This is a genomic window from Streptomyces sp. NPDC039736, assembly GCF_055596485.1.
Genome location: NZ_JBVIUQ010000012.1, coordinates 23,894 through 46,440, shown reverse-complemented (window position 1 = coordinate 46,440; position 22,547 = coordinate 23,894). Strand labels below are relative to the sequence as shown.

The following is a 22,547-nucleotide window of genomic DNA, read 5'->3' as shown; positions in this document are numbered from 1 at the left end:
ACTCGGAAGTGCCATACCTGGATGAGTAACCGATTCTTCTCGGGTACCGCACGCGTACCTTGCTTCAAGACCATCCCAGACCCCGGTGAGTCCGACAGACGCCACCGATCGCTCAACAAGGCACCTGGGGTGAAGAGATGCCCGAATCATTCGTGGAACAAGCCGTGGAAGTGCGCCGTGCCGGCGACGCGCTCGTCCTCGCGCTCTGCGGAGAGCTGGACCTCTACGCGGGGCTGCGGGCCGGCCCGCTCACGGACCGGGTCCTGCGCGGACACCCCCGCCACGTCGTCGTGGATCTGACCCGCGTCACCTTCATGGACTGCGGCGGTCTCGCCCTGCTGCTGCGGATGCGCGGGCAGGTGACCCGCCGGGGAGGCGAGTTCGCGGTGTACTGCCCCGATCCCCGGCCGCTCAGGATCCTGAGGTACGTGCGGCTGGACGAGCCTCTGCGCACGGTCGCGGAGCTTCCCTCCGGCGGCTGACCTGCGCTGCGGCGGGCACCGCACGGGCCGACGGGCCAAAAGAAACACCCCGGCGCATTGACAGCCGGGGTGTTTCTCTGCGTATATTGGGCGATTCCCTGCCGAAATTACAAGCGGGCAGGGGGAAGCGCTATATGGACACGATAACCCAGTGGGGGAAGACTTGTCAACCGAGGAATTGTCAACCCGTGAACTGCGGGAGGAGCGGCAGTTCGTGGCGGGGCTCTACGCACGCCTCGACGAACTCCGCGCCGAGGCCGAGACCGCCGTGCGCGGTTCCCTCGCTCCGGCCGGGAACGGACGCCAGGCCCGGGTGGAGCGCGACGTCGCCGTGATCGAGCGCTCCGCCACCCTTACCGCCCTCAACGCGGCGGACTCCGGCCTCTGCTTCGGCCGCCTCGACTTCGCCCCCGAGTCCGAGGGCGAGCCGGGCGCCACCCACCACATCGGCCGCATGGGCATCCGCCGCGACGACGCCGAGCGCAGCCCCCTGCTCGTCGACTGGCGCGCCGCCGTCGCCCGCCCCTTCTACCTCGCGACCGGCCACACCCCCATGGGCCTGCGCCGACGCCGCCACCTGACCACGAAGGGCCGTACCGTCACCGCCCTGCACGACGAGATCCTCGACCTCGGCGACCCCACGCGCACCGGACATGAGGACCCCACCGGCGACGCCGTCCTCCTCGCCGCGCTCAACGGCGCCCGCACCGGCCGCATGTCCGACATCGTGCAGACCATCCAGGCCGAGCAGGACCGCGTCATCCGCGCCCCGCACCGCGGCGTCCTCGTCGTCGAGGGCGGCCCCGGCACCGGCAAGACCGCCGTCGCCCTGCACCGCGCCGCCTACCTCCTCTACGCCCACCGCGAGCAGCTCGCCCGCCGCGCCGTGCTCATCGTCGGGCCCAACCCCGCCTTCCTCTCCTACATCGGCGACGTCCTGCCCTCCCTCGGCGAGACCGGCGTCCTGCTCGCCACCCCCGCCGAACTCTTCCCCGGCGTCACCGCCACCGCCGCCGACACCCCCGAGGCGGCCGCCGTGAAGGGGAGCGCCGCGATGGCGGACGCCCTCGCCGCGGCCGTACGGGACCGGCAGACCGTGCCCGACACCGTGACCGAGATCGACCACGAGCAGTGGACGCTCTCCCTGGAGCGCGCCGTCGCCGAGGACGCCCGGCACCACGCCCGCGCCACCGGGCTCCCGCACAACCTCGCCCGCGCCCACTTCGGCCGCCACGTCCTGGACGCCCTGACCGAACAGCTCGCCGACCGCGTCGGCCGCGAACCGTACGAGGCCATCGCGGAGGAGCTCGGCGAGGAGATCCCCGAGGGCAACGTCCTCGCCCCCGCCGACATCGAACAGCTCGGCAGGGAGATCGCGGGCAACCCGGACGTCGTCGCCGCGATCGACGCCCTGTGGCCGGAACTCACCCCGCAGCGGCTGCTCACCGACTTCCTCCAGGAGCCCGTCCACCTCCCGGACGCCGACGCCGCGTCGATCCGCCGCGCACCGGGGGCCGGCTGGACCGCCGCCGACGTGCCCCTGCTCGACGAGGCCGCCGAACTCCTCGGCGAGGACGACCACGCGGCCCGCGCCGCCGCCGCCCGGGAGTACGAGGAGCGCGTCGCGTACGCCAAGGGCGTCCTGGACGTGTCGTACGGCTCCAGGACCTACGAGTTCGAGGACCTGGACGACGAGGACTCCGAGGTGCTCGGCGCCCACGACCTCATCGACGCCGAGCGGTTCGCCGAGCGCCACGAGGAGGACGACCACCGCAGCGCCGCCGCCCGCGCCGCCGCCGACCGCACCTGGGCGTTCGGGCACATCATCGTGGACGAGGCGCAGGAGCTGTCCGCGATGACCTGGCGGCTGCTGATGCGCCGCTGCCCCACCCGCTCGATGACCCTGGTCGGCGACCCGGCGCAGGTCGGCGACGCGGCGGGCTGCGACTCCTGGAAGCAGATCCTCGACCCGTACGTCGGCGACCGCTACGAGCACACCCGCCTGGGCGTCAACTACCGCACCCCGGCCGAGATCATGGACCTCGCGGCACGGGTGATGCGGGAGGCCGACCCGGCCTTCGAGCCGCCGAGCTCCGTACGCTCCACGGGAGTGGAGCCGTGGGTGCGCCGCAGCACGCCGGACGAGCTGCCCCGTACGGTCGCGGAAGCCGTGGCGGCGGCCGGAGGGGCGGGGCGGACCGCCGTCGTCGCCCTCGCCGACCTGCTCCCGGCGCTCGCGCGGGAGCTGCCCGGCGCGTCCTGCGGGGCGCACCCCGACCTCACCGCGCCGGTCGTGCTGCTCGCCCCGCGGCAGGCGAAGGGCCTGGAGTTCGACACGGTGGTCGTGGCGGAGCCGGACCGCATCCGGTCCGGCTCGCCACGCGGACTCAACGACCTGTACGTGGCCCTGACCCGGGCCACTCAGTCACTGGGCCTCGTCCACACCGGGGGCTGGCAGGTCACGCCGGCCGCAGCCACACCGTCGCCAGCGGCGGCAGCGTCAGACTGATGCTCGCCGGGCGGCCGTGCGACGGGTGCGACTCCGGCTTCAGGGGCTCCGGGTTGTGGACGCCGCCGCCGCCGTAACCGGCCGCGTCGGTGTTCAGGACCTCCACCCACGCCGGTACGTCGTCCGGGACCCCGAGGGTGTACGCATGCCGCACGACGGGCGAGAAGTGGGACACCGCGAGGAGCGGGTTCCCGGCGGCGTCGTGGCGCAGGAACGCGAACACGTTGTCCTCGGCGGCGTCGCCCGCCACCCAGGCGAAGCCCTCGGGGACGGTGTCCCGCTCCCACAGGGCGGGGGTGGCGCCGTAGACGGTGTTCAGGTCGCGGACCAGGTCGCGCACGCCCCGGTGGTCGGCCTCCGCGCCGTACGACGGGTCGAGCAGCCACCAGTCGGGCCCGTGCGCCTCCGACCACTCCGCGCCCTGCGCGAACTCCTGCCCCATGAACAGGAGCTGCTTGCCGGGGTGGGCCCACATGAAGCCCAGGTAGGCGCGGTGGGTGGCGCGCTGCTGCCACCAGTCGCCGGGCATCTTGCTCACCAGCGAGCGCTTGCCGTGCACGACCTCGTCGTGCGAGATCGGCAGGACGTAGTTCTCGCTGTACGCGTAGACCATCGAGAAGGTCATCTCGTGGTGGTGGTACTTGCGGTGCACCGGCTCCTTGGACACGTAGTCCAGCGAGTCGTGCATCCACCCCATGTTCCACTTCAGCCCGAAGCCCAGGCCCCCGAAGCCGCCGGGGCCCATGTGGTGCGTGGCGCGGGTGACGCCGTCCCAGGCGGTGGACTCCTCGGCGATGGTGACGACGCCCGGGTTGCGGCGGTAGACGGTGGCGTTCATCTCCTGGAGGAAGGCGACCGCGTCGAGGTTCTCCCGGCCGCCGTGCGCGTTGGGCACCCACTGGCCCTCCTCGCGCGAGTAGTCGAGGTAGAGCATCGAGGCCACCGCGTCCACGCGCAGGCCGTCGATGTGGAACTCCTCGCACCAGTACGTGGCGTTGGCGACGAGGAAGTTGCGGACCTCGGTGCGCCCGTAGTCGAACTCGAGCGTCCCCCAGTCGGGGTGCGCCGACTTCAGCGGGTCCTCGTGCTCGTACAGCGGACGGCCGTCGAACTCCGCGAGCGCCCAGTCGTCGCGCGGGAAGTGCGCGGGCACCCAGTCCATGATCACGCCGATGCCGGCCCGGTGCAGGGAGTCGACGAGGAAGCGGAAGTCGTCGGGCGTGCCCATCCGGGAGGTCGGCGCGTAGAACCCGGTGACCTGGTAGCCCCAGGACCCGCCGAAGGGGTGCTCGGCGACCGGCATCAGCTCCACATGGGTGAAGCCCAGGTCGGCGACGTACGTCGGGAGCTGCTCGGCCAGTTGGCGGTACGTCAGTCCGGGCCGCCAGGACGGCAGGTGCACCTCGTACACCGACAGCGGGGCCTCGTGCACCGGCCGGGCGGCGCGCGAGGCCATCCAGGCGGCGTCCTGCCACACGTGCCGCGAGGAGGTGACGACCGAGGCGTTGGCCGGGGGCACCTCCGCCTGCCGGGCCATCGGGTCGGCGCGCATCGTGTGCGAGCCGTCGGGGCGGGTGATCTGGAACTTGTAGAGGGCCCCCTCGCGGACGCCGGGCAGGAACAGCTCCCACACGCCCGTCCCGCCGAGCGAGCGCATCGGACAGCCGGCGCCGTCCCAGTAGTTGAAGTCGCCGGCGACGCGCACGCCGCGCGCGTTGGGCGCCCAGACGCTGAAGCGGGTGCCGGCCACGTCCTGGAGGGTCATCGGCTGCGCGCCGAGCACCTTCCACAGCTCCTCGTGCCGGCCCTCGCCGATCAGATGCAGGTCGAGGTCGCCGAGCGAGGGCAGGAACCGGTACGGGTCGTCGACGTCGATCTCGTTGTCGTCGTACGTCACCCGGAGCCGGTACGCCGGAACGTCGGGGAGCGGCAGCACCCCGGAGAACAGGCCGTCGCCCTCGTCCAGCAGCGGCACGCGCAGGCCGGGCGCGAGGACGGCGACCGCCCTGGCGTGCGGGCGCAGCACCCGGAAGGAGACGCCGCCGGGCGCCGGGTGCGCGCCGAGCAGGTCGTGCGGGGCGTGGTGCGCGCCGTGCAGCAGGCGGCCCCGGTCGTCCGGGGAGAGGGGGGCGGCGGGCAGGACGGCGAGGTCACCGGCGGGGGCCGGTGCGACGGGTCCGGCGGGGGAGACCTGGTCGTCCTTGGGCTTCACGGCCCGCGGCTTCACCGGCTTGGCCTTGGTGGGGGCCTTGGCCGCGCTCTTCTTCGCGGTCTTCCGGACGGTCTCCTTCACGGCCTTCTTCACGGCCTTGGGCCGCTCGGCCTTCGGCGGCGCGGCCTGGGCGCCGGCGGGCGCGGCCGGCGCGGCCTTGGTGCCGGCGGCCTTCGCCCTGGCGGCCTTGGCGGTGGAGGTCTTCGGCCCGGCGGGCGCGCCGGTGGTGGTCTTCGGCCCGGCGGCCGGGACCGTGGCGGGCCGCGGACTGTCGGCCGCGGCCGCCTTCGGCTTCCCGGCCGTGGTGCCGGCGGCCTTCGGCCGTTTGCGCGGGCCGGGCGGTACGGCGGTCTCCGCGACGGCTTCCGTCACCGTGTCCGGCACGGGTTCCGACCCGGGCACGGGCAGACGCGCGGGCGGGGCCGGGGCCTCGGTCGGTGACGAGGTGCGGCGCGTCGGCCGGGGGGCGTCCCCGCCGGAAGCGGGGGTGGGACGGGGGGTCACGGGAGGGTCCTCCTCGAAGGGGGGTCGTCAGGAAGGGGGAGCGGGGGTTCAGGAAGCGTGGGCGAGCCGGCGCACCGCCGCCATCGGCACCGGGAGCCAGTCCGGCCGGTGCCGGGCCTCGTACAGGACCTCGTACACGGCCTTGTCCGTCTCGTACGCCCGCAGCAGGACGGCCTGCCGGCGCGGATCGAGGCCGGAGGCCGCGGTGTAGCCGTCCAGGTAGGCGGTGCGGCAGCGGGCCGCCCAGTCCGGGCTCCACGGTTGGTGGGAGCGGGCCGCGTAGTCGAAGGAACGGAGCATTCCGGCGATGTCGCGGACGACCGGCTGCGGGCGGCGGCGCTCGGTGAGGGGCTTCGCGGGCTCGCCCTCGAAGTCGATCACCGTCCACGCGCCGTCCCGGGTGTGCAGCACCTGGCCGAGGTGCAGGTCGCCGTGGACGCGCTGGGCGGTGACGACCGGCCCGGCCGCGCCCAGCTCCCGCACGGCGTCGAAGGCCCGGCGCAGGCCGTCGGCGTACGGCAGCAGCGCGGGGACGGCCTGCACCGTGGCCGCCAGCCGTTCCGACATCTGCGCGCCGAGCAGTTCCGCCTGAGGGCGGCCGAGGGTGAGCGTGGGCAGCGAGGCGGCCAGCGCGAGGTGCACCTCGGCGGTGGCCCGGCCCAGCGCGTGCGCCTCCCGGGTGAAGTCCTGCCCGACGGCGAGCGACGCGAGGGCGAGCTGCCAGCCGTCCTGGGCCTCGCGCAGGAAGGGCTGGAGCAGACCGAGTGTGAACGGCTCGAAGGGGTCCTCCGGGTTGGCCCCCTCGAACCAGGCGATCGGCGCGGGCACCCGGGTGCTGCCCTCCGCGGCGAGCGCGAGCGGGAGCTCCAGGTCCGGATTGGCCCCGGCGTGCACCCGGCGGAAGACCTTCAGGATGGCGGAATCGCCGTACACGATCGAGGTGTTGGACTGTTCCACGCCGAGCGTGCGGGGGGTGAGCCCGGACCCCACCACGGCCTTCGGCTCCTTGTCGAAGCGCAGGGAGCCGATCGCCCCGGGCAGCCGCAGGCGCTCCAGGAGCAGCCCGGCCAGCTTCGGGTCCTGCAGGCCCTCGTACACGGTGTGACCGGCGAGCGGCCCCTGCGCGACGTACCCGATCAGGGCGGGCGCCAGCGCGGGCGGCAGCGATCTGCGCACGCCGAGGAGCAGTTGGTAGCAGTCGGCGGTGGGCGGCGACGGGGTCCCGCGCGCGGGGACGGCCGGCTGCTGGGCCCGTACGAGCAGATGGAGCAGCCCGGGGGAGCCGCTCAGCGGCAGCAGTTCGGTCGCCGAGACCAGGGTGAAGCCCACGACGGGACGGCCCTTGCCGGCGAACCAGCGCTGGCGGGGCAGCCAGTCGTGCAGCAGCGGGCTCAGCGAGGCGAGCAGCGCGGCCGACGCGTGCGGAACGGGTGGTGCGGGTGGTGCGGCGAGCGGTGTGGTGGGGCCGTGCAGATCAGAAGTGCTGCCGAGCGGACCGGAAGTACCGGCAGGGCTGGGCGCACCGGGTGTTGCTGATGAGGCGGGAGCAGCCTCCGACATGGCATCGCGTCCTTTCCCCGGGCACACCTCCGAATGCGCAGAGTGTCCCGGATTGCGGCAAAGCTGTCCGGCTGTACGGGACGTGTCGGGAGAGGGAGATCCATTGGGCGAACCGCGGCCGGTCGATTGGCCGCAGGGAGCTGTCGATGATCTGTGAATCGCATACGCGTATGAAAGGGAGAGTGCCCCGGGCGGGGCGGGGAAAACCGTCGTACGGCTCCCCGCCCCGGCCCGCGGGCCTCAGCGCGGCGGCTTCGGCGGACGGACCAGCGAGGGGGTGTCCTTGCGCAGCCGGAACCAGTAGAAGCCGTGTCCCGCCAGGGTCAGCAGGTACGGCAGCTCACCGATCGCCGGGAAGCGCACTCCGCCGATCAGCTCGACCGGGTGGCGGCCGTTGAACATCTGCAGGTCCAGCTCGGTGGGCTGCGCGAACCGCGAGAAGTTGTGCACGCACAGCACCAGGTCGTCCTCCCCGTCCCGGGACGAGGGGGCCTCGCGCAGGAACGCCAGCACCGCCGGATTGGAGGAGGGCAGCTCCGTGTAGGACCCCAGCCCGAAGGCGGGGTTCTGCTTGCGGATCTCGATCATGCGCCGGGTCCAGTGCAGCAGCGAGGACGGCGAGGTCATGGAGGCCTCGACGTTGGTCACCTGGTAGCCGTAGACCGGGTCCATGATCGTCGGGAGGGAGAGCCGTCCCGGGTCGCAGGAGGAGAATCCCGCGTTCCGGTCGGGCGTCCACTGCATCGGGGTGCGGACCGCGTCGCGGTCGCCGAGCCAGATGTTGTCGCCCATGCCGATCTCGTCGCCGTAGTAGAGGATCGGCGAGCCGGGCAGGGACAGCAGCAGCGCGGTGAACAGCTCGATCTGGTTGCGGTCGTTGTCCAGCAGGGGGGCCAGCCGGCGGCGGATGCCGATGTTGGCGCGCATCCGGGGGTCCTTGGCGTACTCCGCGTACATGTAGTCGCGCTCTTCGTCCGTGACCATTTCGAGGGTCAGCTCGTCGTGGTTGCGCAGGAAGATGCCCCACTGGGCGCTGGAGGGGATCGCCGGGGTCTTGGCGAGGATCTCCGACACGGGGTAGCGGGACTCGCGTCGCACGGCCATGAAGATGCGTGGCATGACGGGGAAGTGGAACGCCATGTGGCACTCGTCCCCGCCCTTCTCGAAGTCGCCGAAGTAGTCGACGACGTCCTCCGGCCACTGGTTGGCCTCCGCCAGGAGCACCGTGTCCGGGTACGAGGCGTCGATCTCCGCCCGTACCCGCTTCAGGAACTCGTGGGTGCGCGGGAGGTTCTCGCAGTTGGTCCCCTCCTCCTGGTAGAGGTACGGGACCGCGTCGAGGCGGAAGCCGTCGATGCCCAGGTCCAGCCAGAACCGCAGCGCGGAGATGATCTCCTCCTGCACGGCCGGGTTCTCGTAGTTGAGGTCCGGCTGGTGGGAGAAGAAGCGGTGCCAGTAGTACTGCTTGCGCACCGGGTCGAAGGTCCAGTTGGAGGTCTCCGTGTCCACGAAGATGATCCGCGCGTCCTGGTACTGCTTGTCGTCGTCGGCCCAGACGTAGTAGTCGCCGTAGGGCCCCGTCGGATCGCTCCTGGACTGCTGGAACCACTCGTGCTGGTCGCTCGTGTGGTTCATGACGAAGTCGATGATCACACGCATGCCGCGCTGGTGCGTGGCGTCGACGAACTCCACGAAGTCGGCGAGGTCGCCGAACTCGGGGAGCACGGCGGTGTAGTTGGAGACGTCGTAGCCGCCGTCGCGCAGCGGCGACATGAAGAACGGCGGCAGCCAGAGGCAGTCGACGCCCAGCCACTGGAGGTAGTCCAGTTTGGCGGTGATGCCCTTGAGGTCGCCGACGCCGTCGCCGTTGCTGTCCTGGAAGGAGCGGACGAGGACTTCGTAGAAGACGGCCCGCTTGAACCACTCGGGGTCGCGGTCCTTGGCGGGGGTGTCCTCGAAGGTGTCGTGGACGGGCTCATTGAAGATCATGTGGGTGACCCTCCGGTCAGCGGGGACGGTCGCAGGGTCACGATGTGCGCGGGCAGGACTCCCGGCTCCAGGCGCACGTAAGCGTCCCTGCCCCAGTGGTAGGTCTCGCCGGTGAGCTCGTCGCGCACCGGGACGACACTGTGCCAGTCGAGGCCGAGTGCCGGCATGTCCAACGAGACCGTGGCCTCCTGGGTGTGGTGAGGGTCGAGGTTCACGACCACCAGAACGGTGTTCGAGCCGCCTTCACCCTCCTGGCTCTGCCGGGTGCTGCTGGTTTCCGGGGTGCGGGCGCGCTTCGAGTACGCGATCACCGCGTCGTTGTTCGTGGGGTGGAAGGTGATGTCCCGAAGCTGCTGGAGCGCCCGGTGGCGGCGCCGCAGCCGGTTCAGGGTGGTGATCAGGGGGGCGATCGTGCGCCCTTCGCGCTCGGCGGCCTCCCAGTCGCGCGGGCGCAGCTGGTACTTCTCGGAGTCCAGGTACTCCTCGCTGCCGTCCCGCACCGGGGTGTTCTCGCACAGCTCGTAGCCCGCGTAGACGCCCCAGGACGGGGACAGGGTCGCCGCCAGCACCGCCCGGACCTCGAAGGCGGGCCGCCCGCCGTGCTGGAGGTAGGCGTGCAGGATGTCCGGGGTGTTCACGAAGAAGTTCGGACGCATGTACGCGGCCGTCTCGTGCGCCAGCTCCAGCGCGTACTCGGTGAGTTCCTGCTTGGTGTTGCGCCAGGTGAAGTACGTGTACGACTGCTGGAAGCCGACCGCGCCCAGCGTGCGCATCATCGCGGGCCGGGTGAACGCCTCGGCCAGGAAGATCACGTCGGGGTCGCTCCCGTTGATCTCGCCCAGGACCCGTTCCCAGAAGACGACCGGCTTGGTGTGCGGGTTGTCGACGCGGAAGATCCGCACGCCGTGCGCCATCCACAGGCGCAGGACGCGCACGGTCTCCGCGACCAGTCCGTCCATGTCCGCGTCGAAGGCGATCGGATAGATGTCCTGGTACTTCTTCGGCGGGTTCTCCGCGTACGCGATCGTGCCGTCGGAGCGGTGGTGGAACCACTCCGGGTGCTCGGTGACCCAGGGGTGGTCCGGCGAGCACTGGAGGGCGAAGTCCAGGGCGACCTCCATGCGCAGGTCGCGGGCGGTGGCGATGAAGTGGTCGAAGTCCTCGAAGGTGCCGAGGTCCGGGTGGACGGCGTCGTGGCCGCCGTCGGGCGAGCCGATCGCCCAGGGGACGCCGACGTCCTGCTCGGTGGCGGAGAGGGTGTTGTTGGGGCCCTTGCGGAAGGTGCTGCCGATGGGGTGGACCGGCGGCAGGTAGACCACGTCGAAGCCCATGGCGGCCACGGCGGGAAGGCGTTCGGCGGCGGTGCGGAAGGTGCCGCTGACCGCCGGAGCACCGCCTTCGGCCGCGCGTGCGCCCTCGGAGCGCGGAAACAGCTCGTACCAGGAACCGAAGAGCGCCCGCGGGCGTTCGACCAGCAACGGCAGCGGCTCCGAAGCCGACAGGGGCTCGCGCAGCGGGAAACGGGAGAGGGCGGCGTCGACCTCCGGCGTGAGGGCCGCGGCGAGCCGGGCGGCGGCGGGCCGCCGGGTGTCGCGCAGCGCGTCCACGGCGGCCAGGACGGCCTCGCGCCCGTCCTGCTTGGGCACGCCCTCGGCGGCGCGCTCGTACAGCCCGGCGCCCTCGGCCAGGACCAGTTCGGTGTCCTGGCCGGCCGGGATCTTGATCCCGGCGTGGTGCCGCCAGGTGGAGACCGGGTCGCCCCACGCCTCGACGACGTACGACCACAGGCCCTCGGCGTCCGGGGTGACGTCCGCGCCCCACCGGTCCGTGCCGGGGGCGAGTTCGCGCATCGGCGTCCAGGGGCCGGGGCGGCCGCTCGGATCGAGCAGGACCACATTGGCCGCCACGGCCTCGTGGCCTTCGCGGAACACGGTGGCGGACACCTGGAACGTCTCGCCGGACACCGCCTTCGCGGGCCTGCGGCCGCGGTCGACCGCGGGGGAGACGTCGAGGACGGGGATACGACCGATCATGGGCTCACCTGGGGCTGGGGCGGACGGACCTGGATGCCGATGGGGATGCGCTCTTTGTAACCCTTCCTTGCTCGGGGTGCTCGTCTTGCGGGCTGCGGGCATGACCGCTCCTGTCAGCGTTCACTCGGGCGGCGGGGGTGCGAGGCGATCCGGGGGGTTCGGAGCGAGGCGTTCTGGTGTTCTCTTCATCGGGTACCGGGGGATGCTTCCCTTACACGGGTGGGCGTCAATCCGGCCGTTTGTCGACTACCGACGCGTAACGGCGCACGACGGCCCCGACCAGGGGAAACGCCGGGAGGCCCGGTCGTTCCCGACAGGGCCCGTTTGCTCAACCGTCAGCGGGATATGGCCAGTTGTTGACGTACGGCCGGGGACCGGCCGCCTGGCCGCCCACCTGCAGGAGCCGGTTCGGGGAGCCGGGCCCCGGGCCCCGCACCCTTCCCCGCACGGCCTGGTCCGTGAGCGCCTCTCCCACCTCGGCGGGCGAGGCCCCCGGATGGTCGGCGAGGTGCAGCGCGGCCGCGCCGGTGGCGTGCGGGGCGGCCATCGACGTGCCGGAGGACACGCCCGAGGCGGTGTCGTCCGAGCTCAGGGCGGAGACGATGTCGACGCCGGGGGCGAAGAGGTCGAGGCGGGCGCCCCAGTTGGAGAAGTCCGCCCTGCGGTCCCTGATGTCGGTGGCGCCGACCGTGATGCCCTCCGCGACCCGGCCGGGGGAGAACAGGCTCGCGGGCAGCGTGTCGTTGCCCGCGGCGAGCACGAAGGTCACCCCGGACCCGATCGCGTTGCGCACGGCGGCGTCGAGCCGGCCATTGGCCACGCCGCCCAGACTCATGTTCGCGACGGCGGGCCTCCTGGCGTTCCGGGCCACCCAGTCGATTCCGGCGATCACCGACGCGGTGGTCCCGCCGCCCTCGCCGTCGAGCACCCGCACCCCGACGACCTCGGCCTTCTTGGCCACCCCGTACCTCTCGCCCACGGCGGTCGCGGCGACGTGCGTGCCGTGGCCGTTGGTGTCCTGGGCGACGGGGTCGTTCTCCACGAAGTCCCAGCCGCTGGAGGCGCGGCCGCCGAAGTCCCGGTGGGTGGTGCGCAGACCGGAGTCGATGACGTACACGTGGACCCCGGCGCCGGCGCTCTCGGGCCAGGTGTAGGACCGGTCCGGCGGAAGGTCGCGCTGGTCTATCCGGTCGAGCCCCCAGGACGGCGGCTCCGGCTGGGTGCGCCGGAGCGAGACGGCGGTGTCCTGCGCGACCGAGGCCACCCGCGGGTCCGCCGCGAGCCTGCGCGCCTGCGCCGGATCCGCCCGCACCGCGTAGCCGTTGAGCACCTGGTGGTACGTATGGCTGATTCTCACTCCGTACTTCTCGGCGATCCTCTTCCCGGCCCCGGACGGCGCGCGGACGCCGTCCGGTCCCGACCTGAGCGTGACGAGGTAGCTGTCCGCCACGGAACCGGGGGCCCCGGCTCCGAGAACGCGGCCCTCCGCCGGGGGCGCGTCGGCCCGCGCGGGCGGGGTGACGGCCGGGAGCCCCGCCGTCAGGGCGACGGCGGCGCAGGCCCCGGCCAGCCGCCTGCAGTACTGACGTGTACGTGTCATGAGCGAGGTTCCCCCTCCACGACCGGACGCTCCGGACCCGGCACCCGGCCCGAACGCACTTGTCAGCCTCTCCCGCGGTGTGAACCGGGACAAGGCCGCTGGCGGGGGCGGAACCGGCCATATCACTCGCGCGCCCCCTCGGGGTGCGGGACCGGCACGAGGTGCGGGCTCCGCCGCGTGGGCGCGGCCCGCCGCCCGCCCACCCGCGCCGACGCCCCCGCGCCCCCACCGCGCGCCGTGGAGCCCGCGCCCCCGGCTGCTCTACCGTCGAGGACAAGCGCGGACGCGCAACGCGGCGCGCCCGCCCCCGAGCCACACCCCCTGCGAAGGTGGTCACGTGAAGGCAATCCGTCGGTTCACCGTACGTCCCGTCCTCCCCGATCCCCTCCGACCGCTCTCCGACCTCGCCCGCAATCTCCGCTGGTCCTGGCATACCGAGACCCGGGAGCTGTTCCAGTCCATCGACCCGGAAGGCTGGCAGGCCTGCGGCGAGGACCCGGTACGGCTGCTGGGCACCGTCTCCGCCGAACGCCTGGCCGCACTCGCCCGGGACCGCCGCTTCCTGCGCCGGCTCCAGGCCGCCGCCGACGACCTCGCCGACTACCTGGGCGGACGCCGCTGGTACCAGAACCAGGAAAGGCCGGAGGGGGCCGAACTCCCCGCCGCCATCGGCTACTTCTCGCCCGAGTTCGGCGTCACCGCCGCCCTCCCGCAGTACTCCGGCGGGCTGGGCATCCTCGCCGGCGACCACCTCAAGGCCGCCAGCGACCTGGGCGTGCCCCTCATCGGTGTCGGGCTCCTCTACCGGCACGGCTACTTCCGCCAGTCCCTGTCCCGCGACGGGTGGCAGCAGGAGCACTACCCGGTGCTCGACCCCGACGAGCTCCCCGTGGCCCTGCTGCGCGAGGCCGACGGCACCCCCTGCCGGATCTCCCTCGCCCTGCCCGGCGGCCGCTCCCTGCACGCCACCGTCTGGCAGGCCCACGTGGGCCGCGTCCCGCTGCTGATGCTCGACTCCGACGTCGAGGAGAACGGCCCGGGCGAACGCGACGTCACCGACCGCCTCTACGGCGGCGGCAGCGAGCACCGCCTCCTCCAGGAGATGCTGCTCGGCATCGGCGGCGTCCGCGCGGTCCGCGCGTACTGCCGCCTCACCGGTCACCCCGAACCCGAGGTCTTCCACACCAACGAGGGCCACGCCGGCTTCCTTGGCCTGGAGCGCATCCGCGAACTCGGCACCCAGGGACTCGGCTTCGACGCCGCCCTGGAATCCGTCCGGGCCGGCACCCTCTTCACCACCCACACCCCCGTCCCCGCCGGCATCGACCGCTTCGACCGCGAACTCGTCGCCCGCCACTTCGGCCACGACGGCGAACTCCCCGGCGTCGACGTCGAGCGCGTCCTGGCCCTCGGCATGGAGACCTACCCCGGCGGCGAACCCAACCTCTTCAACATGGCCGTGATGGGCCTGCGCCTGGCCCAGCGCGCCAACGGCGTCTCCACCCTGCACGGCCAGGTCAGCCGGGACATGTTCGCCGGACTGTGGCCGGGCTTCGACCCCGAGGAGGTGCCGATCACCTCCGTCACCAACGGGGTGCACGCCCCCACCTGGGTCGACCCCGAGGTCGTCCGCCTGGGCGCGCGGCAGATCGGCGCGGGCCGCACCGAGGACGCCCTGTCCGTCGGCGGGTCCGCGCGCTGGGACGCCGTCGCCGACATCGCGGACGACGAGATCTGGGACCTGCGCCGCACCCTGCGCGAGAACCTGGTGCACGAGGTCCGCGACCGGCTGCGCGCGTCCTGGCGCCAGCGGGGCGCCGTCGACGCCGAACTCGGCTGGATCGAGGGCGTGCTGGACCCCGACGTCCTCACCATCGGCTTCGCCCGCCGCGTCCCCTCGTACAAACGCCTCACCCTCATGCTGCGCGACCGCGACCGGCTGACGGAACTCCTCCTGCACCCCGAACGGCCGATCCAGATCGTCGTCGCGGGCAAGGCGCACCCCGCCGACGACGGCGGCAAACGGCTCGTCCAGGAGCTGGTGCGGTTCGCCGACGACCCCCGGGTCAGGCACCGCATCGTCTTCCTCCCCGACTACGGCATGCGGATGGCGCAGAAGCTCTACCCGGGCTGCGACGTGTGGCTCAACAACCCGCTGCGCCCGCTGGAGGCCTGTGGGACCAGCGGCATGAAGGCCGCCCTCAACGGCTGCCTCAACCTCTCGGTCCTGGACGGCTGGTGGGACGAGTGGTTCGAGCCGGACTTCGGCTGGGCGATCCCCACCGCCGACGGCGCGGCCGCCGACGAGGACCGCCGCGACGACCTCGAAGCGAACGCCCTCTACGAGCTGATCGAACAGCGCGTCGCCCCGCGCTTCTACGAGCGGGGGCGTGGCCAACTCCCGGACCGGTGGATCGAGATGGTCCGCCGGACCTTGGCCGTCCTCGGCCCGAAGGTGCTCGCCGGGCGGATGGTGCGCGAGTACGTGGAGCGCCTGTACGCACCGGCCGCGCTCGCCCACCGGGCCCTCGGGCCCTCCTCCGCGCGGGAACTGGCCGACTGGAAGTCCCGGGTGCGGGCGGCCTGGTCCGGTGTCGCCGTCGACCACGTGGAGGCGGTCGCCGCCACCGCCGTCAACGGCACCGCCGAGCTGGGGTCCACCCTCTCCCTGCGGGTACGGGCCGGGCTCGGCGAGCTCGGGCCCGAGGACGTCGAGGTGCAGGCGGTCGCCGGGCGCGTCGACTCCGAGGACCGGATCACCGGCGCCCAGACCTTCCCGCTGAAGCCCGCCTCCGGTCCCGACCTGGACGGGCGCTGGACGTACGAGGGCCCGCTCGCCCTCGACCGGACCGGGCCGTACGGCTACACGGTCCGGGTGCTGCCGGCGCACCCGCTGCTGGCGAGCGGGGCGGACCTGGGTCTGGTGACCCTGCCGACGGAGGCCACGGGGGAGGGGGCCGGGGTGCTGCTGCGCTAGCGCAGCTCCTCGTTCGGCACGTCGTCGACCAGGGCTTTCGAGCTGAGGACACCGCCCGTGAAGCACAGCCGGTACACCGGCGTCAGCTCGAAGCGGTCCGTACGGAAGTAGGTGCAGGCGTCGGTCCCGGCGGGTTCGGGGCCGACGCCCGCGGGCGGGCCGTCCAGCGGGTGGTCCGGCAGCCGCTCCAGGAGCGTCGCCCGCTGCTCGCCCGGGCGGACGCGGTCGAACTGGTCCCGGGTCAGGACCGACCGCGACGCCCCGTACTCCTGGTACGCCAGGATCAGTGCGCCGAGGACGACCACTGCCGCCGCCGGGGCCACGACCGCCTGCACCAGCCCCCGCCGGACCTGCCGGCGGGCCCGGCTCAGCTCCCGCGCGGCGACCGGCGCCTGCGGGGCGCGCGGCACCGGGGCCCCGGCGAGCGGGAGGCGGGCGCGGACCGCGAAGCCGCCGTCGGGGGCCGGGCCGTGGGTGAGGGCGCCGCCCGCGAGGCGCACGCGTTCGTCCAGGCCGACCAGGCCGGTGCCGCCGGAGGCGAGGCCGGGGGAGGGGGCGCCGCCGGGCGGGGCGGGGTGGGTGACGGCCACCGACAGGGCCTGCGCCCGGGGGTCGCGTACGATCCGGATCCGTACCGGAGCGCCCGGCGCGTGCTTGGCCGCGTTCGTCAGGGCCTCCTGGGCGACGCGGTGGACGGCCCGGCCGACCATGCCGGGGACGGGCGACTCCGGTCCCTCCTGCTGGAGTTCCACCGGTATCCCGGAGTCCTGCGCGCGCTTCACCAGCTCGGCGACCGTCTCGTCGGCCGGGGCCGTCGGCGCGCCCTCGCCGTCCTCGCGCAGCACGCCCACGAGGTCGCGCAGCCGGGCGGTGGCGTCGGCGGCGGCCAGCCGCAGCTCGCCCGCGGCCCGCTGCTCGGCGGGCGGCAGATTGCGGTTGACCTCCAGGGCGGCGGCCCGCAGGGCGATCAGGGAGAGGTCGTGGCCGAGCGAGTCGTGCATGTCGCCCGCGATGCGCGAGCGCTCGCGCAGCCGCTCCCGGTCGGCGACGGCGCGCTGCTCGCGCTCCATGCGGTCGGCCAGCTCCCAGCCGTCGGCGACCAGTTGGGCGTAGTGGCGGACGTACCGGCCGACCAGCCACGGCACCACCACCTGGCCGAGCAGCGAGGTCAGCTGGGCGAACCACACCCACAGCCTGTCGTCGTACGTCAGGCTCAGCGCGAGCCCGGCGACCGCGTACGAGGCGAACACCAGGACCGCCGGCCGCACCCGGGCGTCGCGGCGGCCCGCGAGGAAGGCGAAGGCGCACATCGCGGCGGCGTACGACGGGGTGAACAGCTCCGGGTCGTCGAAGGCGGCGCACAGCACCGCGACCGTCAGCGAGACCAGCGGCGCGGCGCGGCACAGCAGCACGCCGACGCCGAGCGAGACGACGCCGACGGCCACCTGAGGCCAGGACCCGCCGTCGTTCGGGTCCTCCCGCATCGTGACGAAGAAGCCCAGGCAGACCCAGAGGGCGAGGTCGAGGAGCAGGTCGCGGCGGGTGGCCCGGCGCAGGGCGGCTGTGACACGCATACGGGGAAACGTATGCGGGGCCGCCGGGGGAGACACCAGTGGTGCCCGGGACCGCCGACGGTCCCGGGCACCACTGTCAGGTCGTACGAGAGCCGGCCCTCAACAGGTCAGAAGGTGAGCTTCCAGCTGTTGATGTAGCCGACGTCCTGGGACGCCTTGTCCTGGACGCGGAGCTTCCAGGTGCCGTTGGCGACCTCCGAGGAGGCGTTCACGGTGTAGGACTTGACCAGGTTGTCCGCGCTGCCGCCGGACCGGTTGTGCAGGTTGTACACCGAGCCGTCGGGGGCGACCAGGTCGACCACGAGGTCACCGACGTAGGTGTGGACGATGTTCACGTCGACCTTGAGGGTGGACGGGGCGTTGCCGGTGACGCCGGTGACGGTCACCGGGGAGGTCACCGCGGCGCCGTTGTCCGGCACGGAGACGTCGGCGGCGTTCTCGAAGACCTTGCCGGTCGGCGGGTTGCCGTCGTCCGGACGGCTGCCGACGTTGACCGCGGCCCAGGCGTGCTCGACGCCCTTGACCTCGGGGCTGCCCGCGCCGTACAGCTCGGTGGCCGCGGCCACCGTGCCGACCCGGGCGTTGGCGTAGTTGGTGCTGGCCGTGAACTTCGTGGTCAGCGCCCGGAACCAGATCTTCTCGGCCTTCGCGCGGCCGATGCCGGTGACCGGCTTGCCGTCGGAGGTCGGCGAGTCGTACGAGACGCCGTTGATGACCTTCGCGCCGCTGCCCTCGGACAGCAGGTAGAAGAAGTGGTTGGCGACGCCCGAGGAGTAGTGGACGTCGATGTTGCCGATGCCCGAGTACCAGGAGTCCTTCGACGAGCCGTCCTTGGAGGGCTTGTCCATGTAGCGCAGCGGGGTGCCGTTGCCACGGATGTCGATCTTCTCGCCGACGTTGTAGTCGCCGACGTCGTTGGCGTTGTTGGCGTTGAACTCGACGGCCGCCGCGAAGATGTCGGAGGTCGCCTCGTTCAGGCCGCCGGACTCGCCGGAGTAGATCAGCTTGGCGGTCACCGAGGTGACGCCGTGCGTCATCTCGTGCGCGGCCACGTCGATCGAGGTCAGCGGCTTGGCGTTGCCCGCGCCGTCGCCGTACGTCATGCAGAAGCAGGAGTCCTGCCAGAAGGCGTTGACGTACGCGTTGCCGTAGTGGACGCGGGAGGTCGCGCCGACGCCGTCACCGCGGATGCCGGTGCGGCCGTGCACGTTCTTGTAGTAGTCCCACGTCGCGCCCGCGCCGTACGCGGCGTCCGCGCCCGCGGTCTCGCGGTTGGACGGCTGGCCGTTGCCCCACACGTCGTCCGGACCGGTGAAGAGGGTGCCGCCCGACGTACCGCCGTTGAGGTCGATCGTCTTGTGGTTGCCGCGCCCCGCGTCGGTCAGGTTGTACGTCGAACCCGACTGCGTCGAGCCGAGTGTCACCTGGCCGCTGTACTGGGTGTTGCCGACGCCGTTCTCGACGGCCTGCCACTCGTGCAGCTTCTTGCCGGTGGCGGCGTCGGTGACGACGTGCAGCTCGTTGGGCGTGCCGTCGTGCTGGAAGCCGCCGACGACGGTCTCGAACGCGAGGACCGGCGCGCCGGAGCCCATCCACACCACCTGGCGCGGGGCGATCGACGCCTTCGTCCGGTCGGAGCCCTCCGCCTTCGCGAGACCGAGTGCCTGCTTCTCGGCGGCCGCGGCGGCGATCTTCGGGGTGGCGGCTATGCCCTGGAGCTTCGCCGTGGTGGAGCGGGAGACGCCCCGGGTGGCGGCGGCCTTGTCCTTCTTGACGACCAGGTCGCCGCCGAGGACGGGCAGGCCGTCGTAGGTGCGCTCGTAGCGGGTGTGCGTGGTGCCGTCCACGTCCTGGGCGACGTCACGGACGACGAGCGCTTCCTTGGCGCCGAGGCCGAGCTCCTTGGCGGTGGCCGCCTTGGACTCGTTCGCCTTGGCGAGCAGCGCGGCGCGCTGCGCGGGGGTGAGCTTGACGGGCTGGGCCCCGGGGTTGGGCTGGGCGGCGGCGGGAGCGGCCTGCGCGTTGTCGGCGCTGGCCGAGCCGGTCTGGACGCCGACGAGCAGCGCTGCGGCGGCGAGCAGTGCGCCGGTCGCCGTGGCGCGCTTGCGGTGCGTGGATCTCACGCGGACTCCTTCTGCGAGGGGGGTACCGGACGGCTGGGTGAGGCCGGCCGGGCAGTGCGTGCAGAGCAGGCAGAGCAGTGGTGCGCGTGGAGCTCGAAGGGTGGAGCGAAAGAGTGGAACGTGGTGCGGCGGTGCTGTGTGCGTCGGAAGAGTGGCAGCCGGATGCGGTCCGTGTCAGGAGCGCGTCAACAACTTGGCCGGAAGCGGTTCGTTGCCCGGGAGGTCATGTTCGGTATCCGGATCGTTTGCCTGTGCGTAAGGAAGGCGTCGTCACGCGTACGTACGGAAGGAGGCCGGGTGTGCGATGCGCTGCCATCGCAAACGGGGCGGGGCGCACAGCGGCGTACGGGCTCGCGGAAGGGACGCCTCCACACGACGGCCGCGGGGACCCCGCATGGCCGAAAACCTGTGCCTCTTGCGGCCGGATATGTTGCAGGCGTGTGAAGCCGCGGGCGCGCCATGACCATACCCGGGGGGTTGTGAGGACGCTGTGGAGGGGTCCCGCTCAGGCACCCGTTCCGGTGTCCGTTTCGGGGTGTGCGCCCCCGTGAGTGTCGGCGGATCGCGGGTACCCGGAGCGAGCCGCCCTCGCTAAGGAGTGACGTGTGATGGACGAACAGGCCCGGTACGAGCCCCGTTCGGGTACGGGAGAAGGGGCGCCGGTCGGTGAACTGGTGTCGCGCGCCTCGCAGCAGCTCACCGAGCTGGTGCGGGCGGAGATGCGGCTGGCACAGGCCGAGATGAAGGAGAAGGGCAAGCGGTACGGAAAGGGCGGGGGCCTCTTCGGAGGGGCCGGCCTCGTCGGCTTCCTCACCCTTCAGGCCCTGGTGGCCACCGCCATCGCGGGCCTGGCCGTACCGCTGCCCGTGTGGGCCGCGGCCCTCATCGTCACCGCCGTGCTCGGCGTGATCGCCGCGGTACTGGCGATGACGGGCAAGAAGGAGGTCGGCAAGGCGGGCTCGCCCACGCCGGAGCAGGCCATTGACAGCGTGAAGGCCGATGTGGCCGAGATCAAGGAGAGTGCCAAACGATGACGCAGCCACCCCATGACGAGCCCACCGCGGAGAACCCCGAGGAGCTCCGCGCACAGATCGAACAGACCCGCCACGAACTGGGCGACACGGTGCAGGCACTGGCCGACAAGGCGGACGTGAAGGCCCGCGCCCAGGACAAGGCGGCGGAGTTGAAGGAGCAGGGGGCGGCCAAGGCGGCTGAGCTGAGGGTGCAGGGCACGGCGAAGGCGGCCGAGCTGAAGGAGCAGGGCACGGCCAAGGCGGTGGAGTTCAAGGACCAGACCGCCGCGAAGGCCGCTGAGCTGGCGGAGCAGGTCAAGGCCAAGGCGTCCCAGGTGGACGAGGTCTGGCAGGCCAAAGCCCCGGCTCCGGTACGGGACCGCAAGGCGGCGGTCCTGGCGGGCGCGGCGGCGGTGCTGGTGCTGACCGGAGTGCTGCTGCGGCGCAGGCGGAGGTAGTCGCCGACTGCCGCGCCCCGCACGGGCGGTGAGCCCGTGCGGGGCGGTGTGCGGTGCGCGGAAGGGGCCCGGGGTCGGGTCCGGCGTGCGCACGAGACGAACCGCTGCCGGCTCTCCGGGGCGACGGCGAGTTCGGGACTCCGGTGACACCGCGGTCCGCCTGGTCGCGGAGCCCGCCGCGAACGCCGTCACGCACGGCCGCGCCCCGGGGCGGGACTTCGGGCTCCGGCCCGAACCCGGCCCGCGCACCCTCCGCGTGGGCGTCTCGGACGCGCGCGGCGCACGGCGGCCCCCACCCCGGGGAACTCGTGCCACCCACCCGCCGGGGCGGAGGCCGGGCGGGGGCTGCTCCTGGTGGAGGCGCTCGCCGACCGGTGGGAGGCACGGGAGAGATGGCCGGTCGGCAGGGCGGTCCGCGCGGAGCCGGTCCTGCCGCAGTGGTGTGCGCCGCCGTCCGGCCCCTCGCTCAGAAGCGGCCCGCCACCCGCGTCGGCGTCACCCGGACCGCCACGAACTCCGACTGCGCCGACGCCGGGTTGAACACGGCGAACGGCTTCCCGGTGTGGGCCCGCGCGAGGCGGTCCGCCAGCGTGCGGTCCGGGTCCGGCTCCAGCGTCGCCGTACCTCTGACCTCGGCATACGCGTACGGGTCGTCCGGCGCCCCAATCAGCAGCGTCACCCGCGGGTCCCGTGCGGCGTTGCGGCCCTGGAGCCGGTCCGGTGCCGTGGTGAACAGCAGGTCGTCGCCGTCCCGCGTCACCCACACCTTCGTCAGGTGCGGCAGCCCGCTGGGCAGCAGGGTGGCCACGGTGGCGAAGGCGGGGGAGGTGTCGAGGTACTGCCGCAGGGCGGGGGAGAGACGGTTCCCGGCCTCAGGCACCCGCCCGCACCGCCGCCCCCGCGAGGGCCAGCTCGGCGACCGCGTCGAGCACCGCGTCCGCCCCGGCCGTGAACTCCGGCGCGGCCCGGAAGGAGCCGCCCTCCACCAGGCCCTCGATGCCCGGCACCGAGAGCGTCGGCTCCGCCGGGCGCAGGCCCACCCGGTTCAGCACCGGACGGATCATCTCGATCGCCGGCGCGCCACCGGAGGGCCCCGCGCTGTAGCTGACCAGGCCGACCGGCTTGTCCCGCCACTCGGCGTACAGGGAGTCGATCGCGTTCTTCAGGGGTGCGGTGAAGCCGCCGTTGTACATCGGCAGGACGAAGACGAAGGCGTCGGCGGGGGAGATCGTCTCGCTCCAGGCACGGGTGTGCGGGTGTGCGTACCGCCCCGTCGACGGATACTCCGGCTCGTCCAGGAAGGGCAGAGCGACCTCCCCGAGGTCGACCGTCGTCACCTCGAACTCCGGCCGGGCGGCGGCCCGTTCCGCGATCCACCGGGCCAGCGGCCTGCCGGACGAGGTGGGACGGGTGCTCGCGGACAGGACGTACAGGCGAGAAGGCATGGGTGAGGAATCCTTTGCGCGGAGAGGAGTCGAGCAGGAAGAGTGAAGCGCTTCGGGGCCGGTCGGGC

14 protein-coding genes are annotated in these 22,547 nt (G+C 72.9%); 5 read left to right on the top strand and 9 right to left on the bottom strand.

Annotated features, from left to right (window positions below):
- Positions 1-137 precede the first annotated feature (137 nt).
- Both ACZ56L_RS30365 and ACZ56L_RS30360 read left to right on the top strand, forming a co-directional pair.
- The gene (locus ACZ56L_RS30365) at positions 138-482 is read left to right on the top strand and encodes an STAS domain-containing protein (protein ID WP_468690345.1); all 345 of its coding nucleotides are present in this window, start codon (positions 138-140) and stop codon (positions 480-482) included.
- Between the two features lie 193 nt (positions 483-675).
- Entirely contained in the window at positions 676-2,991 is a 2,316-nt protein-coding gene (locus ACZ56L_RS30360) for a HelD family protein (RefSeq protein WP_471067804.1), read from the top strand.
- Here ACZ56L_RS30360 and glgB read toward each other — a convergent pair.
- From glgB to ACZ56L_RS30335, 5 genes are all read right to left on the bottom strand, one after another.
- Positions 2,942-5,707: a 1,4-alpha-glucan branching enzyme gene (gene glgB / locus ACZ56L_RS30355; protein WP_471067622.1), complete on the bottom strand. Its 2,766-nt coding sequence runs from the start codon at positions 5,705-5,707 to the stop codon at positions 2,942-2,944. The two genes, ACZ56L_RS30360 and glgB, sit on opposite strands and share 50 nt — an antisense overlap.
- 48 nt (positions 5,708-5,755) lie before the next feature.
- A complete protein-coding gene (locus tag ACZ56L_RS30350) occupies positions 5,756-7,267 on the bottom strand; it encodes a maltokinase N-terminal cap-like domain-containing protein (protein ID WP_468690346.1) in 1,512 nt (503 codons plus the stop codon).
- 240 nt (positions 7,268-7,507) lie between these two features.
- A complete protein-coding gene (gene treS, locus ACZ56L_RS30345; RefSeq protein ID WP_345228327.1) occupies positions 7,508-9,256 on the bottom strand; it encodes a maltose alpha-D-glucosyltransferase in 1,749 nt (582 codons plus the stop codon).
- Positions 9,253-11,289, bottom strand: a complete 2,037-nt coding sequence (locus ACZ56L_RS30340) for an alpha-1,4-glucan--maltose-1-phosphate maltosyltransferase (protein ID WP_471067617.1) — start codon at positions 11,287-11,289, stop codon at positions 9,253-9,255. Before ACZ56L_RS30340 ends, treS begins: the two co-directional genes overlap by 4 nt.
- 328 nt (positions 11,290-11,617) lie before the next feature.
- Positions 11,618-12,889 (bottom strand): S8 family peptidase, encoded by a 1,272-nt coding sequence (locus tag ACZ56L_RS30335; protein ID WP_471067614.1) that lies wholly within the window; start codon positions 12,887-12,889, stop codon positions 11,618-11,620.
- Between the two features lie 337 nt (positions 12,890-13,226).
- On the opposite strand from ACZ56L_RS30335, the gene glgP reads away from it, so the two are divergent.
- On the top strand, positions 13,227-15,866 hold the full coding sequence (glgP, locus tag ACZ56L_RS30330) for an alpha-glucan family phosphorylase (protein ID WP_468690350.1): 2,640 nt from the start codon (positions 13,227-13,229) through the stop codon (positions 15,864-15,866).
- Here glgP and ACZ56L_RS30325 read toward each other — a convergent pair.
- Positions 15,863-17,440 carry a sensor histidine kinase gene (locus ACZ56L_RS30325; RefSeq protein ID WP_380837164.1) on the bottom strand — a complete coding sequence of 526 codons (1,578 nt, stop codon included), beginning with the start codon at positions 17,438-17,440 and terminating at the stop codon, positions 15,863-15,865. The two genes, glgP and ACZ56L_RS30325, sit on opposite strands and share 4 nt — an antisense overlap.
- Positions 17,441-17,547: 107 nt before the next feature.
- A complete protein-coding gene (locus ACZ56L_RS30320) occupies positions 17,548-19,563 on the bottom strand; it encodes a M4 family metallopeptidase (RefSeq protein ID WP_345228322.1) in 2,016 nt (671 codons plus the stop codon).
- A gap of 608 nt (positions 19,564-20,171) precedes the next feature.
- Here ACZ56L_RS30320 and ACZ56L_RS30315 point away from each other — a divergent pair.
- Both ACZ56L_RS30315 and ACZ56L_RS30310 read left to right on the top strand, forming a co-directional pair.
- Complete coding sequence (locus tag ACZ56L_RS30315; protein ID WP_345228321.1) at positions 20,172-20,597, top strand: phage holin family protein; 426 nt, start codon at positions 20,172-20,174, stop codon at positions 20,595-20,597.
- On the top strand, positions 20,594-21,034 hold the full coding sequence (locus ACZ56L_RS30310; RefSeq protein ID WP_471067607.1) for a DUF3618 domain-containing protein: 441 nt from the start codon (positions 20,594-20,596) through the stop codon (positions 21,032-21,034). The genes ACZ56L_RS30315 and ACZ56L_RS30310 overlap by 4 nt, the downstream gene beginning before the upstream one ends.
- Before the next feature lie 466 nt (positions 21,035-21,500).
- Here ACZ56L_RS30310 and ACZ56L_RS30305 read toward each other — a convergent pair whose 3' ends face one another.
- Complete coding sequence (locus ACZ56L_RS30305; RefSeq protein WP_468693006.1) at positions 21,501-21,914, bottom strand: PPOX class F420-dependent oxidoreductase; 414 nt, start codon at positions 21,912-21,914, stop codon at positions 21,501-21,503.
- Positions 21,907-22,479, bottom strand: coding sequence for an NADPH-dependent FMN reductase (locus ACZ56L_RS30300; RefSeq protein ID WP_401755732.1), 573 nt, complete (start codon positions 22,477-22,479; stop codon positions 21,907-21,909). The genes ACZ56L_RS30305 and ACZ56L_RS30300 overlap by 8 nt, the downstream gene beginning before the upstream one ends.
- Positions 22,480-22,547: the final 68 nt, after the last annotated feature.